Origin of the sequence: Microbacterium sp. SLBN-146 (genome assembly GCF_006715145.1) — a bacterium.
Lineage (GTDB): Bacteria > Actinomycetota > Actinomycetes > Actinomycetales > Microbacteriaceae > Microbacterium.
The window spans coordinates 701,277-718,548 of the sequence record NZ_VFMR01000001.1; the positions used below are offsets into that span (position 1 = coordinate 701,277).

Annotated in this window: 12 protein-coding genes; 2 read left to right on the plus strand and 10 right to left on the minus strand. The window is 69.3% G+C overall.

All coding sequences use genetic code 11. From position 1 onward, the window contains the following. Positions 1-83: 83 nt before the first annotated feature. The 3 genes from mmsB to pulA form a co-directional block, all read right to left on the minus strand. Positions 84-980, minus strand: coding sequence for a 3-hydroxyisobutyrate dehydrogenase (gene mmsB, locus FBY39_RS02930; protein WP_141930168.1), 897 nt, complete (start codon positions 978-980; stop codon positions 84-86). Continuing rightward, on the minus strand, positions 977-2,140 hold the full coding sequence (locus FBY39_RS02935) for an acyl-CoA dehydrogenase family protein (RefSeq protein ID WP_141930169.1): 1,164 nt from the start codon (positions 2,138-2,140) through the stop codon (positions 977-979). The genes mmsB and FBY39_RS02935 overlap by 4 nt, the downstream gene beginning before the upstream one ends. A gap of 153 nt (positions 2,141-2,293) precedes the next feature. Continuing rightward, positions 2,294-8,341, minus strand: a complete 6,048-nt coding sequence (gene pulA, locus FBY39_RS02940) for a pullulanase-type alpha-1,6-glucosidase (protein WP_260837414.1) — start codon at positions 8,339-8,341, stop codon at positions 2,294-2,296. A 215-nt stretch (positions 8,342-8,556) separates the two neighbouring features. On the opposite strand from pulA, the gene FBY39_RS02945 reads away from it, so the two are divergent. Together FBY39_RS02945 and FBY39_RS02950 are read left to right on the plus strand one after the other, a co-directional pair. Next, on the plus strand, positions 8,557-9,222 hold the full coding sequence (locus FBY39_RS02945; RefSeq protein ID WP_141930171.1) for an SDR family oxidoreductase: 666 nt from the start codon (positions 8,557-8,559) through the stop codon (positions 9,220-9,222). A gap of 64 nt (positions 9,223-9,286) precedes the next feature. Beyond that, positions 9,287-10,873: an HNH endonuclease signature motif containing protein gene (locus FBY39_RS02950; protein WP_141930172.1), complete on the plus strand. Its 1,587-nt coding sequence runs from the start codon at positions 9,287-9,289 to the stop codon at positions 10,871-10,873. A 59-nt stretch (positions 10,874-10,932) separates the two neighbouring features. On the opposite strand, the gene FBY39_RS02955 is transcribed toward FBY39_RS02950, so the two are convergent. The 7 genes from FBY39_RS02955 to FBY39_RS02985 all read right to left on the minus strand — a co-directional run bounded on the left by FBY39_RS02955 (position 10,933) and on the right by FBY39_RS02985 (position 17,246). Continuing rightward, the gene (locus FBY39_RS02955) at positions 10,933-11,190 is read right to left on the minus strand and encodes a PLDc N-terminal domain-containing protein (protein ID WP_141930173.1); all 258 of its coding nucleotides are present in this window, start codon (positions 11,188-11,190) and stop codon (positions 10,933-10,935) included. Between the two features lie 159 nt (positions 11,191-11,349). Beyond that, a complete protein-coding gene (locus FBY39_RS02960) occupies positions 11,350-12,525 on the minus strand; it encodes a thiolase family protein (RefSeq protein ID WP_141933837.1) in 1,176 nt (391 codons plus the stop codon). Next, positions 12,525-12,986: a hotdog fold thioesterase gene (locus FBY39_RS02965; RefSeq protein ID WP_141930174.1), complete on the minus strand. Its 462-nt coding sequence runs from the start codon at positions 12,984-12,986 to the stop codon at positions 12,525-12,527. The genes FBY39_RS02960 and FBY39_RS02965 overlap by 1 nt, the downstream gene beginning before the upstream one ends. Then, positions 12,983-14,167, minus strand: a complete 1,185-nt coding sequence (locus FBY39_RS02970; RefSeq protein WP_141930175.1) for a bifunctional 2-methylcitrate synthase/citrate synthase — start codon at positions 14,165-14,167, stop codon at positions 12,983-12,985. Before FBY39_RS02970 ends, FBY39_RS02965 begins: the two co-directional genes overlap by 4 nt. Positions 14,168-14,176: 9 nt before the next feature. Next, positions 14,177-15,076 (minus strand): methylisocitrate lyase, encoded by a 900-nt coding sequence (prpB, locus tag FBY39_RS02975; protein WP_141930176.1) that lies wholly within the window; start codon positions 15,074-15,076, stop codon positions 14,177-14,179. Next, complete coding sequence (locus tag FBY39_RS02980; protein WP_141930177.1) at positions 15,076-16,602, minus strand: MmgE/PrpD family protein; 1,527 nt, start codon at positions 16,600-16,602, stop codon at positions 15,076-15,078. Before FBY39_RS02980 ends, prpB begins: the two co-directional genes overlap by 1 nt. Then, positions 16,599-17,246, minus strand: a complete 648-nt coding sequence (locus FBY39_RS02985) for a GntR family transcriptional regulator (RefSeq protein ID WP_141930178.1) — start codon at positions 17,244-17,246, stop codon at positions 16,599-16,601. The genes FBY39_RS02980 and FBY39_RS02985 overlap by 4 nt, the downstream gene beginning before the upstream one ends. Between the last annotated feature and the right edge of the window lie 26 nt (positions 17,247-17,272).

A 17,272-nucleotide genomic window follows, 5' to 3' on the forward strand; every position in this document is an offset into this window, starting at 1 on the left:
CCCCGATAATGCGCGCATACAACGGGGTGTTTCGTCGACAACCCGGTTTCTCGACGAGGAAGGCGCGGGGTGGGGCGGAGGGGTCAGCGGAGGGTGGTGATGATGGCGGAGAAGTCGCGGGTTGCGCCGGGGCCGGAGGCGAAGGACGCGTAGAGCTCGCGGGCGAGGAGACCCATGCGGGCGTCGACGCCGGTCGACTCGATCGCCTGCTCCGCCAGTCCGAGGTCCTTGTTCATGAGGGCGGTGGCGAAGCCCGGCTCGTAGTCACGGTTGGCGGGGCTCGTCGGAACGGGACCCGGGACGGGACAGTTCGTCGTGAGCGCCCAGCACTGGCCCGACGCGTTCGAGGCGACGTCGAAGAGCGCCTGGTGCGTGAGCCCCAGCCGCTCACCCAGCACGAAGGCCTCGGCGACCGCGATCTGCGAGACGGCGAGGATCATGTTGTTGCACACCTTCGCCGCCTGACCGAGTCCCGGACCGCCGCAGTGGACGACCCGCCGCCCCATCGCCTCGAGGAGCGGGCGCGCTGCAGCGACGTCCGCGTCGCCACCCCCGACCATGAAGGCGAGCGTCGCGTTCTCCGCCCCCACGACGCCTCCGGAGACGGGCGCGTCGAGCGCGCGGTGGCCCGCGATCCCGGCGATGCGATGGGCCTCCCGCGACTCTTCGACCGAGATCGTGGAGCAGTCGATGAAGAGGGTGTGGGGGGATGCCACGTCGACGAGCCCGTCGACACCGTCGCCTCCGAGGTACGCGCCGACGACCTGCGCTCCGGACTGGAGCATCGTGATGACGACGTCGGCCGAGGCCGCGGCATCCGGACCCGACTCGGCAACCGCGAGCCCCGCCGCACGGGCCGCATCGAGAGCTGCGGGGAAGACGTCGAAGCCGACGACGTCGTATCCCGCCGAGGCGAGGTTCTTCGCCATCGGGAGACCCATGTGGCCGAGCCCGAGGAAGGCGACCCGCTGGCCGGTCATCGGCCCGACCCCAGCACGTCGCGGCCGATGATGATGCGCATGATCTCGTTCGTGCCCTCGAGGATTTGATGCACGCGCAAGTCGCGCACGATCTTCTCGATCCCGTAGTCCTGCAGGTAGCCGTACCCGCCGTGCAGCTGGAGCGCGCGGTTGGCGACGTCGAAGCCGGCATCCGTCGCGAACCTCTTCGCCATCGCGCACTGCGTCGCCGCGTCGGGATCCTTCGCATCGACGGCGGCCGCGGCATCCCGCACGAGAGCGCGTGCCGCGCGCAGTTCCGTCGCCATGTCGGCGAGGGTGAACACGACGCTCTGCTTCTCGGCGAGCGCCTCGCCGAACGTGAACCGCTCGTGCACGTAGCGGACGGCACGATCGAGGGCGAACTGCGCGCCACCGAGCGAGCACGCCGCAATGTTCAGCCGGCCGCCGTTGAGCGCCGACATCGCGATCTTGAACCCCTGCCCTTCGGCGCCGAGGAGGTTCGCCGCGGGGATCCGCACTTCGTCGAGGATGACCTGGCGCGTGGGCTGCGCCTTCCACCCCATCTTCTTCTCGTTCGCCCCGAATGACAGGCCCGGCGCGTCGGCGGGCACGAGGAACGCGGAGATCCCGCGCGCACCCGGCTCGCCCGTCCGCGCCATGACGATGTAGACGGATGCCGCGCCGGCACCCGAGATGAACTGCTTGACGCCCGTCAAGACGTACTCGTCACCCGAGCGGATCGCGCTCGTCGCGATCGCCGCGGCGTCCGATCCCGCACCAGGCTCCGTCAGGCAGTAGCTGCCGAGGTGCTCCATGGATGCCACGCGCGGGAGCCACTCGCGACGCTGCTCGTCGGACCCGTAGGTGTCGATCATCCACGCGACCATGTTGTGGATCGTGATGTAGGCGGCGATCGCGGGGTCGCCCTTCGCGAGCTCTTCGAAGATCGCCACCGCTTCCCTGCGACCGAGCCCCGTGCCCCCGGCATCCTCTCGCACGTAGATCCCCCCGAGGCCCAGATCGCCCGCGCGGCGGACCGTGTCGACCGGGAAGTGCGACGTCTCGTCCCACTCGAGGGCGTGGGGAGCGAGCTCGGTCTCGGCGAACTCGCGGACGGCGTCGAGGATGGCGGCGAGCTCGTCGTCGGTGACGCTCGGTTCGAGGGCGATGGTCGACATCGGTGTCTCCTTCATGCACGGCACGAGCCGCCCTCGTGAGGCGATTCGTGCTCCTGATGCGTGCCATCGTCGGCACGCTGCTCATTTTACATGGATGTCCTACTATCTCCACGGTCGTCCACGCGGGCTCCCGCATAGCCCCCGGCGCCGGGCTCAGTACACGAGCACGGGGAGGGGGAGGAAGGTCCTCGAGTCTTCGTAGTCGCCCGCGCCCGTGAACGACGTGCGGATGAGATGGATGCCACGGCCGAGCCTCGGCAGCGCGATGTCGATCTTGCCGCGATCCTTCGCCGCGAGGGTCGCTGTCGCGATCACTCGGCCGTTGTCGGTGACCGTCACGGTTCCCACGGGGGCCGACCCGTCGGCGGCCAGCACGCGACCCTTCACCGCGACGGGGGTGCCGTGCTTCGCGAGCAGGCGGTCGGGGGCGGCGAGGACCGTCGTCGCGATCGGCTCGGCGTCGACGAGCACCGCGACGGAGCGGGCGGGCACCGTGACCGTGCCGGTCGCGGCATCCCACGTCGTCGTCTTCACGACGGGGTCGGCCCCCTCCGCCTGCGCCGACGTCAGTGCGAAACCTCGGCCCGCGAGGTCGGGGATCGCCTGGGAGACGGGATCCGGCGACGCGTTGAACACGACGAGCGCGCCGTCGAGAGTCGCGTCGACGTCGGCGCCGACGAGGTCGTCGATGAGCATCGCGATGACGCCGGGAGCGGCATCCGGACCACTCCCCGGGAACGAGACCTTCTGCTGGATGAGATCGGCAGACCCGAGACGCAGGAGATCCACGTCGGACCGGACCCGCAGGAGATCGAGAGCCGACGCCTCGGCCGCCGCGATATCCGCCGGTCCGGGCTTCAGCGCGGGGTCGGCGAGGAGCGGCGCCATGATCGGCCACTTCTCCTCGTTGTCGGCCGCGGGCGGCAGACCCGACCCGAACGTCGACTCCTGTCCCGTCCAGTCGATCCGGTTGAACCAGTCGCCCGAGTTGTAGCTGTTGCGATCGAGCGACTTCGACCGCAGGAGCTCTGTCCCGGCGTGCCAGAACGACGGCGTCTGCGAGAGCGTCGCGGTCGCGAGCGACAGCGTGTTCATGCGGACCCGGTCAGCCATCGACGTGTCGGCGGGGAGCTTCAGCACCGAGAGGTCGTAGAGCGTCTCGTTGTCGTGCGCATCGACGTAGGAGATGATCTCGTCGGGCTGGTCGGCGTACCCCGCGGGCGATCCGCGGTAGTCGAGCTCGTCGCCCGCGCGCTCCGCGCCCGTGTGGTCGATGAGCCGGTAGTCGCGCAGGTTCCCCGCGAGGCCGAGCTTGACGAGATCGGTCTGGTGGGCGAGATCGGCGAGCGCCTGCTCCGGCGTGCCGTTGATCGGCGCACCGTTGGGGTCGGTGCCGAGTCCCGTACCGAAGCCCTGCTGCTGAACGGTCTCGGATGCCACGGGGCTCCCGCCGTGGACGGCGTCGCGGAGCCGGTCGCTGAACGTGCCGATCCCGGTGCCGCCGAGCTGACCCTGCGTCGCCTGCTCGAAGAGCCGGTTGTCGGCGACCTCACCGAAGTTCCATCCCTCGCCGTAGAGGGAGATCTTCGACCCGTCGACCCCGTCCTTCTTCAGCGTGAGCGCGTCGAGAGCCTCGCGGACGGCGAGCATGTTCGCCTTCGAGTGGTGCCCCATGAGGTCGAAGCGGAACCCGTCGACCTTGTAGTCGCGCGCCCACGTGACGAGGGAGTCGACCATGAGCTTCTCCGCCGCGGCGTGTTCGGTCGCGACGTTCTGGCAGCACGTCGAGGTCTCGACCGCGCCGACCGCGTTGAGCCGGTGGTAGTAGCCGGGAACGATCCGATCGAGCACCGACTTCTCGCCCTGGCCCGACTGCGCCGTGTGGTTGAACACCTCGTCGAGGACGACCTGGAGACCCATCCCGTGAAGCGCGCCGACCATCTCGCGGAACTCGGAGACGCGCGCTCCGCCCTGCGGGTCGACGGCGTAGGAACCCTCGGGAACCGTGAAGTGGTAGGGGTCGTAGCCCCAGTTGAAGCCGTCCTCATCGGCGATCGACTGGATGCAGGCCTGCTGCTCCGGCGATGCGGGTCCGAACGATGCGAGGTCGCACGGCGGCTGCGCCTGCGCTCCGCGTTCCTCCTCGATCGTCGCGATGTCGAACGACGGCAGGAGATGGACGGTGTTGATCCCGGCATCCGCCAGTTGCTTCAGCTGCGTCGTGCCGGCGCTCGTCCGCGTGAAGGCGCGGTACGTGCCGCGCTCGGCTTCGGGAACCGATGTGTCGCCGATCGAGAAGTCGCGGATGTGGAGCTCGTAGATGGCGCGGTCCACGGGGCGGTCGATGACCGGCGGCTTCGCCTTCTCCCACTTCTTCGGCCGGTACTCCTTGTCGGCGAGGTCGATGGCGACCGAGCGGGTCGAGTTGATCGTGAGCGCGACCGAGTACGGATCGGTGACGGTGTTCGTCTCGATCGCGGCCGTCGACGGGGCGTAGACGACGACCTCCCAGAGGTACTCGTCGCCCGCCAGGCGCTTCGACCCTTCGACGGAGAAGGTTCCGGATGCCGCGTCCCACACGCCTTCATGGCGCTGCGGCTCGCCGTCGGCCCCTTCGTCCCATGTCAGGAGCGTCGCCGACTGCGCGGTCGGCGCCCACACGCGGAAGGTCGGCTTGCCGGACTTCCATGCGATGCCGAGCGTCTTCTCCGCGAGCGGTTCCGCGTACAGGTCGTCGAGGACGCCGGGGAGCTGGACCCCCGTGAGCGCCGACAACTCTCCGTCGGCGTTGCGCTGCGCGACCAGGAGCTGCGTCGTGAGGAGGTCTGCCGTGTCATCGGAAGCCACCCGCAGCGCCGCGTACCCCGCGAGCGCCGGGAACCGCTCCTTCTGCTCGGCCGTGAGACCGCCGTCGATGAGCGCGAGGTCGATCGCCTCTCCCCCCGCGACGTCGCCGTCCACGACAGCGAGCGCCGCGTCGGACGACGAGTAAAGCTCCCACGTGGCATCCGTCGCGTCGCCGAGGTCAGCGGGCCACGCGATCGTGCCGGCGTCGATCCAGTGCGCCTGCAGCTGCCCCGTCCCCGGCAGCGGCGGATCGGCGAGCTCGATGGCCAGGAGGTGGGTTTCGGGATCGTACCGGAAGGCGATGAGCTTCCCCTCCGTCGCCTGGAACGCGTAGTTCGAACCGTCGGGCGCGCCCCCCACGCCGTAGTTCTCACCCCAGCTGAGGCCGTGGGCGACCTTCGTCTCGTACGCTCCCGTCGGGAGCGCGTTCGTCGCGAACTCGTATACGCCGTCGCGATCCTTGTCGAACATGAGCGTGCGGAGGCAGTCCGGTGCCCAGTCGCCGGGGCATCCCATTTCGCTCTGCCACGAGCCCGGCAGCGTCACGAGGGGGCCCTCCGCCGTCGACTGCACCGCCTTCGTGCGCGGATCGAAGTAGAACGCGATGGGACCACCCGCGTGCGTGATCGTGATGTTCGTCCCGCCCGGCACGCCGTTCGCGCCGAAGTTGACGTCCCACGACTTCTCGGTCGCGACCTTGTACTCGTACGTGCCGGCGGCGAGGTCGGCGATCTGGAGGCGCCAGACCCCGTCGACGAGCGTCATCTGCGCTTCGTCGCAGTCGGGCGCCCAGTCCGCCGCGCATCCGAACTCGGAGTTGAGGTTGCCAGGGATGCTGACGGCGCCGAACTCCGACGGACCCTCGGGTTCCTCGGGCTCTTCCGGCACGTCGGCGAGGCTCACGCGGTTGCCGACCGAGGCGTACGTCGACGACGCGGAGCGGTTGCCCGCGGCATCCGTCGACACGGCGCGGTATTCGACGAGCGTTCCCGTCGCGAGCCCGTCGATGTCGTGGAAGACCCGCGGCGTCGTGTCCTCGGCCGTGCCGAGCGGCTGCCATTCGTCGGAGCCGACGACACGCCACGAGAAGCTCGTCTCGCGCCACGACGCATCGGCCGTCGCGCTGACGGGCGTGGATCCCGTGAGCCCGGCACCCGGCTCGGGCACCGTGACGACGACGTCGGCCGCGGACTCGGGAGCCGACACGGGGCGGTCGGCCTTCCAGACGACGGTCGAGAGCGCCGGGATCGTCACGGATGCCGCCGCTCCAGCATCCGTCGTGAGCGGACCGCCGTCGCCGTAGACCGCCGTGTAGGAGGCGCCCCGCGTCAGCGTCGCGAGATCGACGGTCTGCGCCGTCGCGGCGTTGTTGAGAGCGACGACGTACTCGACCTTGTCGTCGCGGTCGACGCGCGAGAAGGCGTACACACCGGCGCCGTCCGACGCGTGCAGTTCGATCTGGGCGCCGTCGACGAGGGCCGGATGCTCCGCGCGCACGGCCGCGAGGCCGGCGATGTGCTGGTACACCGGCACATCCGTTCCGAAACGGTCGACCTGGCCGACCGTCTCCCCCGTGATGAGGGTCTGGTCCCGGTACTCGGCGACCTGCGTCGCGAACATCGACTGGCGAGCGCTCTTGTCGTTGCCCGGCGCGACACCCGTGAAGCCCTGCTCATCGCCGTAGTAGACGACCGGCTGGCCGCGGCCGAGGAACATGAGGTCGTGGGCGAGGAGATCGCGCTCGAGCGGATTCGCGGCATCCTTCACGAAGTAGCCGACGCGACCCATGTCGTGATTGCCGAGGAAGGTCGGCAGCGCCGTCGACGACGACGATGCCGTCGTGTAGTGGTCGTCGCCCGCGTACAGGTTCTGGAGGGTCTTCGCCGACCCGCCCTTCGCGAAGCTCGTCGCGGCAGACTGGAACGTGAAGTCGAGGACCGAGTTCATGTCGGTCTTGCGCACGTACGGCGAGAGCTTGACCGGATCGGCGTCGTAGACCTCGCCGAACATGAAGAAGTCGGGCTTGCCGTTCGCGTGGGCGTAGTCGAGGACGCTCGTGGACCACTGCTCCCAGAACTCGAAGTTCACGTGCTTCGCCGTGTCGATGCGGAAGCCGTCGATGCCGAGGTCGATCCAGTCCTGGTAGACCTCGACGAATCCGTTGACGACGGTCGGATGCTCCGTCATGAGGTCGTCGAGTCCGTCGAAGTCGCCGTACGTGACCGACTCGCCCTCCCACGTCGAGTTGCCGCGGTTGTGATAGAGCGTGGGGTCGTTGAGCCACGCGGGGGTCTTGACGGCTTCCTCGGCCTCGGCGATCACGGGGGTGTAGGGGAAGCTCGTCGCGGGATCGAGAGCGGGGAACGGCTCGCCGTTCGCGGCCAGTGCCGACGGATCGAAGACGGTTCCCTCGGCGTCGCGGTACGGTTCGGTCGCCTTGTCGATGTAGGAGTACTGGCCCTCGGCGTAGTCGATGACGTCGGCGGTGTGGTTCGTGATGATGTCGAAGTAGACCGAGATGCCCTGGGCGTGGGCGTCGTCGATGAACGCCTCGAGCTCGGCGTTCGTGCCGAGATGCGGATCGATCTTCGTGAAGTCGGTCACCCAATAGCCGTGGTAGCCGGCGCTCGCGTTCGCGCCCGTGCCCTGGACGGGCTTGTTCGCGAAGCTCGGAGTGAGCCAGATGGCATCCGTCCCGAGACCCGCGATGTAGTCGAGCTTCGCGTGCAGCCCCGCGATGTCGCCGCCGTTGAAGAAGCCCTTGTCTGTCGGATCGAAGCCCGTCGCGAGGCGGTCTCCCGTGTAGCCGCCCGTGTCGTTCGCAGGGTCGCCGTTGGCGAACCGATCGGTCATGACGAAGTAGAACTGCTTGCCGTCCCCGGGCTGCCGGACGGGCTCGGCCACCAGCGCGTCGTCGGCGGTCGAGTAGTCCTCGGCGAGCCCGACGACCTCGAGGCCGACGCGGTGCGTCGTGTCGTCGAACAGGAATCGGAGCGTCGCGGGGCCCGCGACGGTCAGCGGGATGTTCGCCTCGCCGCCGTCGAGGCCGTAGGACTCCGTCCAGGAGTCGTCGACGGCGACCTTGTACTCGTAGCTGCCCGCGGGGACCTCGAACTCGGCCGCGTAGACACCGTCGGCCTCGGTCGGGGCGAGCTCCGTCTCGGCGCAGTCGGGCGCCCAGTCGGCGGGACAGCCGAGTTCGGACTGGAGGCTCCCGACGATGGCGAACGAGCGGGGCTCGACCGTTTCTGCGGTCGCTGCGGGCGCCGTGACGACGACTCCCGAGAAGAGCAGGGCCGCCGCGGAAACGACGGCGAGGGATCGGCGGACACGTACGGAGGTCGTCTTCGACACGGAGACTCCAGTGTGAGGGGGCACGTCGACGTGCCCGGTGGTGCGGTGCGGCCGACGGTAGCAGGGCGGCCGGACATCCTGCAAGCGCTTACAGGATGAGAGTGTTTTCATGTCGGGCGATGTCCGCCGAATGGGGGACTCCCGCACAGAGAGGGAGGACACTCTGCGCAAGCGCTTGCATCCGCGCTTGAGAACAGGGCTGATAGCGTCGGGGGATGCCGCTCGCTCTCGTGACAGGCGCCGCGCGCGCCGACAGCATCGCCGCGGGAATCGTGCCCCGATTGACCCGTGACGGGTGGACCGTCGTGACGAGCGACCTCGCTGGCGCCGACTACCCCGCCGACCTCTCGACGCCGTCCGGACCCGATGACCTCATCGCGGCGGTCCTTCGCGACCACGGTCCGATCACGGCGCTCGTGCTGAGCCATGCGCATGATGTGGAGTCCGGCATCCTCGACACGACGGTCGAGAGCTTCGACATGCACGTCGCCGTCAATGCCCGCGCGACCCTCCTGCTCATCGCGGCATTCGCCCGGCAGGTTCCCACGGACGGCGGAGCGGTCGTCGCACTGACGAGCGACCACACGACGGGGAACCTCCCCTACGGGGCGTCGAAGGGGGCGCTGGACCGCATCGTGATCTCGGCGGCGCGGGAGCTCGGTCCGCGGGGGATCTCGGCCAACGCGCTCAATCCCGGACCCATCGACACGGGCTGGATGGACGACGGGATCCGTTCGACGCTCGAGCCGATGCATCCGCTCGGGCGACTCGGAACCCCGACCGACATCGCCGCGATCGTGTCGTTCCTCGTCTCACCCGAAGGTCGATGGGTCTCGGGGCAGCTCCTCCACACCGACGGCGGGTTCTCGGCGCGCTTCTGAGTTGCATCGAAGGCTTATCCACAAGGAACCGTGGAGTGTCGGTGGTTGGTCGTAGATTCGTTCTATGCAGCTCACCGCCACACCCTCACCCGCCGTCGCGGCGCGGCTGACGCGTGCGGCGGTTCGGGCGGCCGTCGCGTTCGGAGCGGAGCGCGTCGAGGCGATGTCCGACGATGCGCTGCTGCAGCTTCTGGCGGATGCCACCGAAGCCCGGAATGCGCTCGAGGTGATGCTTGCGTCGGCGTCTGCAGAGGTATCCCGGCGGTCGGCGCGAGAGCTCGGCTACCAGGGCCTCGCACAGCGCAAAGGGCACCGCAACAGCACCTCACTCGTGCAGAACATCACGGGGCAGTCGACCGGCGACGTGCGTCGTGCCGTGCAGGTCGGCGAGGATCTGCTCTCCCCGAGTGGGCGCGATGGCGGTGCCGGGGATGCGGCGGATGCGGCGGTTCGGGTCGATGCGCGGTGGCTGACACTGCTGCGCGACGCGCTGGCGATCGGACGACTCGGGCAAGCGCAGTTCCAGGCGATCCGGACGGGGCTGGGCGAACCTCCCGTGGAGCGGTATCCCGACCTCGACGATGACTTCCTCCCCGATGCGTGGGCCGTCGCGGTGGAGCGTCTCGTCGAGGAGGCCGCGGTCGTTCCCGTCGAGGCACTCCGCGCGGCGGCGCGCGTCGCGCGCGACCGGCTCGACCCGATCGGAGTGACGCTGCGGTTCGAAGAACGCTTCGCCGCACGGTCGTTCCGCACGTGGATCGACGAGCACGGTCAGCACCACGGGCGATTCGTGTTCGACGACGACGCCGCGGTCTGGGTCCACACGATCCTCAGCGCCGCCCTCCGCCCGCGTCGCGGGCCGCGGTTCGTGCCGAGCGATGGAGACACGGACGCGCACGTCGGCGGGACAGACGCGAACCCCGGCGCAGACGACCGGACGAACGAGCAGCTGCAGTACGACACCGTCCTGGCGATCCTCCGCACGGGCGCCAACGCCGACCCGACGCAGGCGTTCGGCGACCGGCAGCCCGGCGTGCGGATCGTCGTCGAGGCCACCGCCCTCACCGTGGGGCACGATGGCGGTCCGACACGCGTGACGGGGGTCGGTCACGACGAGGAGCTCGGAGCAGCGCTTCCGGGCGGAGTCGTCGAGACGTACCTCTGCGATGCCGGCGCGAGCGTGCTGAGCGTCGACGCGACGGGGCGACCGCTGGATCTCGGACGCGAGCAGCGCCTGTTCTCCCGCGCGCAACGCATCGCGATCGCGGTCCGCGATGGCGGATGCATCTGGCCCTCCTGCACGGCGAGCCCTTCGAGGTGCGAATACCACCACATCGATCACTGGGCGGAGCATCGCGGCAGAACGAACGTCGACGACGGTGTTCCCCTGTGCCGGAACTGCCACATGCGGCTGCACAATCAGAACTGGCGGATCACCCGCGTGCGCGAACCCGAGACGGGGATCGACACGTACTGGCTGCACCCGCCTCCTGATACGACGTCGACTGGTGGCCCCGGGGCGGGGGCAGGACTAGGTGCCGGTGCAGGTCCGGGTACAGATGTGCGTACAGGTGCGGGTGCCGTCGGCGAAGGCAGAGGCACGCCGACTCGACTCACAACGAAGTCGCCGCGACGATTCCAGACTGCGTGATGAGCGCGCGGGTTGGAGAGTGGGTTGGCGGGTGGGTTGGCGGGCGACGGGATCGCTGCTCAGTCGGACGCGTCAGAGGCCGCGACAGGAGAGCTCGAAAGTCGCGCGGCACGACGGCCGATCGCGAGCCAGGCGATGGGGCCCAGCATCGGGACGAAGATCGCGACGAGTGTCCAGGTGAGAGCCTGCGTCGAGGTCAAGAGCTTCGCGGAACGGGAGATCGATACGAGAGCCACGACCACGAGCGCCAGGATCGCGAAGCTCACCACCGACCAGACGATGTCGTAACCGGCCGGGAGGAGCGGATTCGGACCCATGCTTCGAGCCTAAGTGTCGCGTCCGAGATCACACACCCGCGATCACCCGTCCGAAGTCGTCACCGCGGGGGCGGGATCGCGGGGCTCATCAGACTCGTCTCCGAAGACGTCACAGCACCCCGATCGTCGCCGCGGCGAGATCTCCTCACGTCCGCCGCATCACAGTCGCTCGATGATCGTCGCGTTCGCAAGGCCGCCACCCTCGCACATCGTCTGCAGACCGTACCTTCCACCCGTGGCCTCGAGGTACGCCACGAGCGTGCCGAGCAGCCGAGTGCCGGACGCACCGACCGCGTGACCGAGTGCGATCGCACCACCCCACGGGTTGAGCTTCGACGGGTCGGCGTCCAGCTCCCGCTGCCACGCCAAGGGCACCGAGGCGAACGCCTCATTCACCTCATAGGCATCGAGGTCGTCCATCGACAGACCGCTGCGCTCGAGGATCCGACGCGTCGCGGGGATCGGGCCCGTGAGCATGAGGAGCGGGTCGTCACCGACCACCGAGAAGGCGTGGAAACGCGCGCGGGGGGTCAACCCCAGCGCGGCGGCACGCTCGGCGCTCATGATGAGTGCGGCCGATGCAGCATCCGTCAACGGGGAGGAGTTGCCCGCCGTGATCGACCAGACGACATCGGGGAACCTCGCCGCGAGGTCGTCCGTTCGAAAGACGGGCGACAAACCGGCCAGACCCTCCACGGTCGTCGACGAACGGATCGTCTCGTCGACGGTCACCGCGCCCGATGCCGTGGGAACAGCGATCAGCTGCGAATCGAACATCCCGCGCGACGCCGCGTCGGCGGCACGCCGATGCGACTCCGCCGCGAAGGCGTCCAACTCACCGCGCCCCACACCCCACTTCGCCGCGATCAGCTCCGCCGATACCCCCTGATTCACGAGGCCATCGGGATACCGCTCGGCGATGCCCCGCGAGAGGGAACCGCCCCGAGCCGACGACCCGAGCGGCACGCGGCTCATCGACTCGACACCGGCAGCGATCACAATGTCGTACGCCCCCGCCATGACGCCCTGCGCGGCGAAGTGCGCAGCCTGCTGACTCGACCCGCACTGGCGATCGATCGTCGTGGCCGGCACCGACTCGTCGAACCCCGCCGCGAGGACCGCCTGCCGAGCGATGTTCATCGACTGGTCGCCGATCTGGCTGACGCATCCGAGGATGACGTCGTCGATCTGCCGCGACTCCAGTCCGTTGCGCTCCAGAACCGCCGTCAACACCCCCGCGGCGAGATCCACGGGATGCACGTCGCTCAGCGCACCGCCCGGCTTCCCGCGCCCCGAAGGCGTACGGACGACATCGACGATCACGGCATCCTGCATCATGGCCTTCCCCGCTCCCCCGCCGTCGAATAGGAGCTCCGCTGCTCGATCACCGCGAGCGTGCACCGCGAGATGCACACGAGTCTGCCCTCGTCGTCCACGATCCGCACCTCCCAGACGTGGGCACGACGACCGATCGCCGCGGGCGTGGCCGTCGCCGTGACCCACCCCTTCGCGATCGGACGCACGTGATTCGCGTTGATCTCCTGGCCCACGACGTGGAAGCGCTCGCGGTCGACCGCCAGGTACCCCGCCCACGACGCGAGGGTCTCGGCGAGCGCGACCGACGCGCCGCCGTGCAGGACTCCCGCCGGCTGCACCGTACGCGCATCCACCGGCATCCGCGCGACGAGGGCGTCGTCACGGAGTTCGACCATCTCGATCCCGAGGTTCGCAATGAGGCTCTCGCCCGCCATCGCGTCCAGATCGATCCCGACGACGTCACCGAACCAGAGGCTCACTCCGCGGCCTCCTCCGCCCGGTCGACGGCGGCGAGGATCGCGGCATCCGGAACATACCCGTCGATGTGGCGCTCGTCCGGGCCGTTGTACTCGGAGAGCGGGCGGATGAGCGCGTTCGACGCGAGCTGCTCCATGATGTGCGCCGTCCACCCCGTGACGCGCGCCGCGACGAACAGCGGCGTGAAGGTCAGCGTGTCGAACCCGATGAGGTTGTACGCGGGGCCCGACGGGTAGTCGAGGTTCGGGTAGATGCCCTTGCGTCCCACGAACTCGGACTCGAGCGTGTCATAGAGCGCGAGCACATCGGGACGGTCGTAGTGCTCGACGAGGGTGTCGAGGGCCGCCTTCATCGTCGGTACGCGCGAATCCCCCCGCTTGTAGACGCGGTGCCCGAAGCCCATGATCTTGCGCTTCTCAGCGAGCGCCGTGTCGAGCCACGGCGTCACGTTCGCGGCGTCGCCGATCTCGTCGAAGATGTGCAGGACGGCCTCGTTGGCGCCTCCGTGCAGGGGCCCCTTGAGCGCGCCGATCGCTCCGACGACCGCCGAATACAGGTCGGACAGCGTCGATGCGATGACGCGACCCGTGAACGTCGAGGCGTTGAACGAGTGCTCCGCATAGAGGATCATCGAGCGGTTGAACGCGTCCACGACCACGTCGTCGGCCTCCTCGCCGAATGTCATCCAGAGGAAGTTCGCGGAGTAGTCGAGGTCGTCACGGGGCGCAACGGGCTCCTGTCCGCGGCGGCGACGCTGACCGTACGCGACGATCGCGGGGAGCGCCGAGAAGAGTCGGACGCTGCGGGCGAGGTTCTCGTCGGCCGAACCGCTCGCGTCGAGCACCGACCCCGTACCCGCGAGGTCGCGGGCACCGATGAGCGACACCGCGGTGCGCACTTCGTCCATCGGGTGGGCATCGAGCGGCACGCGGTCGATGACGGCGCGCACGTCGGGGTGGAGGGCACGGTACTCGCGTTCGACGGCACGCAGCTGCGCGAGCTCGACGTCGGTCGGCAGCTCCCCGTTCCACAGGAGGTAGGCGACGGCCTCGAACGGCTGGGTCGCGGCGAGCTCCTGCACGGGATACCCCCGGTACAGCAGCGAGTTCGTCTCGGGATTGACCTTCGAGACGGCCGTGTAGTCGACGACGACCCCGGCGAGTCCCTTCTTGATGTCTGTCATGCGGTTCTCCTAGCGAGCGATCCGGAAGTTGAAGACGGAGGTGTCGAAGTGGTTGTAGGCCTCGTAGTCCACCAGGTCGTAGAGGTCTGCGCGATGCTGCATCTCGCCGAGCCGCGACGTGAGGTGCCCTTCGTCCTCGAGGGTGTCGAGAGCACGGGACGCCGCGCCCATCGCCATCCGGAGGAGCGAGACGGGCCAGATCACGATGTTGACGCCGACGTCGCGCAGCTGATCGCTCGAGAAGAGCTCCGACTTCCCGAACTCCGTCATATTGGCGAGGATCGGCACGTCGATCGCGGCGCGGACGGCGGCGAACTCCTCGAGCGAGCGCATCGCCTCGGGGAAGATCGCATCGGCGCCCGCGTCGACGAGCGCCTTCGCGCGATCCACGGCGGCATCCAGTCCGTCTACGGCGGCGATGTCGGTGCGCGCCATGATGAGGAAGTTCGGATCGCGTCGCGCGTCGGCGGCGGCCCGGATGCGCTTGACGGCGGTGTCCTGATCGACGACCGCCTTGCCGTCGAGGTGCCCGCAGCGCTTCGGATTGATCTGGTCCTCGATGTGCGTGCCGGCAAGCCCCGCGTCTTCGAGGGTCTGGATCGTCCGGGCGACGTTCATCGGCTCACCGAAGCCCGTGTCGGCGTCGATGATCGCGGGGAGATCGGTCATGCGAGCGATCTGCTGTCCGCGACCGGCGACCTCGGTCAGCGTCGTGAGCCCGATGTCGGGGAGCCCGAGGTCGGCCGACAGCACGGCGCCCGAGATGTAGACGCCGTCGAAGCCCGTCCGTTCGATGAGCCGTGCCGACAGCGGGTTGAACGCACCCGGAAAGCGCAGGAGCTCCCCCGAGGCGAGCTGCTCGCGCAGCATCCGACGCTTCTCCGCCGGCGAGACCGTCGAGTACAGCATCAGAAGAGGCCCTTGGGGGCCGGGGCGGATGCCAGTGTGCCGGGCTTCGCGACGATCGTGAGCTGCCGCACCTCGTCGGGCGTGAGCTCGGGCAGCCGCTCCGCGAGGGCGAGGAAGCGCTCGATCTCGGCGGGCTCCAGCACGGGCTCCGCGAGCGTCCGGAACTTCCGCACGTAGTCCTCCCGGGCGAAGGGCCGCGCGCCGAGCGGGTGGGCATCCGCGACGGCGATCTCGTCCTCGATGACCGTGCCGTCGGTGAGCATGATGACGACGCGTCCGCCGAACGCCTTCTCGTTCGGGTCGTCCGAGTGATAGCGCCGCGTCCACTCGGCATCCTCTGCCGTCGTGATCTTGTGCCACAGGGCCACCGTGTCCTCGCGGCCCGCGCGCTCGGGCGTGTACGAGTCGACGTGGTGCCATCCGCCGTCCTGCAGGGCGACGGCGAAGATGTAAGGAATGGAGTGGTCGAGCGTCTCGCGCGATGCCGTCGGGTCGTACTTCTGCGGGTCGTTCGCCCCCGAGCCGATGACGTAGTGCGTGTGGTGCGACGTGTGCAGGACGATCGACACGACGTTGGCGGGGTCGATCGCCTGAGGTGCCGTGCCGTGGAGCTTCCGGGCGAGGTCGATCCACGCCTGCGCCTGGTACTCGGCGGAGTGCTCCTTCGTGTACGAGTCGAGGATGCCGCGCTTGGACTCGCCCGCGGCGGGGAGCGGCACATCGTACGACGCGTCGGGTCCGTCGAGCATCCATGCGACGACACCGTCCTCGCCTTCGTAGATCGGCGACGGCGACGTCTCGCCCCGCATGGCACGGTCGACGGCCTCGACCGCCATCTTGCCGGCGAAGGCGGGGGCGTGCGCCTTCCACGTCGAGATCTCGCCCTTGCGCGACTGGCGCGTCGCGGTCGTCGTGTGGAGCGCCTGACCGACGGCCTGGTAGATCGTCTCGACGGGAAGATCGAGGAGCGTCCCGATCCCGGCGGCGGCGGAGGGCCCGAGGTGAGCGACGTGGTCGATCTTGTGCTTGTGGAGGCAGATGGCCCGCACGAGGTCGATCTGGATCTCGTAGCCGGTCGCGATGCCGCGGACGAGCGCCGCGCCATCCGCTCCCACGTGCTGGGCGACGGCGAGGATCGGCGGGATGTTGTCGCCCGGGTGCGAGTAGTCGGCGGCGAGGAACGTGTCGTGGTAGTCGAGTTCGCGCACGGCGACGCCGTTCGCCCACGCGGCCCACTCGGGAGACGTCCGGCGCTCGAGCGTGCAGCCGAAGACCGTCGCACCGTCGCCCGAAACCGACACGGGGTGGTCGAGCGCCTGCTGCCGCGCAGCGCTCACGGGCGCGCGGGTGAGGGATGCCGCGGCGACGGCCGCGTTGTCGATGACGCGGTTGATGATCATGTCGACGACATCGGCGTCGACCTCGACGGAGTCTGCCGCGATCTCGGCGATGTGCCACGCGAGCTGTCCCTCGCGAGCGAGGTGCTCGTCGCTGCGGTGGACACGGAGGTGGTGCATGACGGTCATGGTGTGGAGCCCTTCACGGATTCGAGGATGTTGACGAGCGCGTTGTGCAGGTGCACGTGCGTCGCGTGGGCGGCGAGTTCGGCATCCCCCGCCGCGATGGCGGAGGCGATGAGCCGGTGCTCGGAGGTCGACGCGGCGAGCCGCGCGGGATTGTCCCGCGCGAGACGCCGCACACGCACGAGATGCGTGCGGACGCCCCGCAGTGCGGAGGTCAGGTAGTCGTTGGCGACTGAGGCGTCGATCGCGAGATCGAACCGCGCGATGAGCGCGTAGTAAGCGTCGATTCCGTCGGTCGTGTCGCCGCGGCGCGGGGTCGCCTCCGCGAATTCGTCGGCGAGCGCCGCGAACGTCGCGGCATCCCCGCGGACAGCTGCGAGGCGGGCAGCCGACTCTTCGAGAGCCCGGCGCACTTCGAACAGCTCGCGGATGTCGTCGGCGTCGACGTCGGTCACGACGGTGACGCGCGGCGACTGCTGCGCGACGAGCCCGTCGGCCGCGAGCCGGCCCAGCGCCTCTCGGAGCGGCGTGCGGCTGACGCCGAGGCGGGCCGCCTGCTCGACTTCTCCGAGGACCGTGCCGGGAGCGAGTTCGCCCGTCTGGATCTCGGCGAGGAGGGTGCGGTACGCTCGGTCGCTCGCTCGCATCCTGCCTCCTTCGCCGCCCCCAGTGT

What these genes read in the sequence shown, in the direction of transcription:
- FBY39_RS02985 (WP_141930178.1), bottom strand. Translation starts at nt 17,246, where the DNA reads ATGCGAGCGAGCGACCGAGCGTACCGCACCCTCCTCGCCGAGATCCAG.
- FBY39_RS02980 (WP_141930177.1), bottom strand. Translation starts at nt 16,602, where the DNA reads ATGACCGTCATGCACCACCTCCGTGTCCACCGCAGCGACGAGCACCTC.
- FBY39_RS02935 (WP_141930169.1), bottom strand. Translation starts at nt 2,140, where the DNA reads ATGTCGACCATCGCCCTCGAACCGAGCGTCACCGACGACGAGCTCGCC.
- FBY39_RS02955 (WP_141930173.1), bottom strand. Translation starts at nt 11,190, where the DNA reads ATGGGTCCGAATCCGCTCCTCCCGGCCGGTTACGACATCGTCTGGTCG.
- FBY39_RS02950 (WP_141930172.1), top strand. Translation starts at nt 9,287, where the DNA reads ATGCAGCTCACCGCCACACCCTCACCCGCCGTCGCGGCGCGGCTGACG.
- FBY39_RS02945 (WP_141930171.1), top strand. Translation starts at nt 8,557, where the DNA reads ATGCCGCTCGCTCTCGTGACAGGCGCCGCGCGCGCCGACAGCATCGCC.
- FBY39_RS02960 (WP_141933837.1), bottom strand. Translation starts at nt 12,525, where the DNA reads ATGCAGGATGCCGTGATCGTCGATGTCGTCCGTACGCCTTCGGGGCGC.
- FBY39_RS02970 (WP_141930175.1), bottom strand. Translation starts at nt 14,167, where the DNA reads ATGACAGACATCAAGAAGGGACTCGCCGGGGTCGTCGTCGACTACACG.
- mmsB (WP_141930168.1), bottom strand. Translation starts at nt 980, where the DNA reads ATGACCGGCCAGCGGGTCGCCTTCCTCGGGCTCGGCCACATGGGTCTC.
- prpB (WP_141930176.1), bottom strand. Translation starts at nt 15,076, where the DNA reads ATGCTGTACTCGACGGTCTCGCCGGCGGAGAAGCGTCGGATGCTGCGC.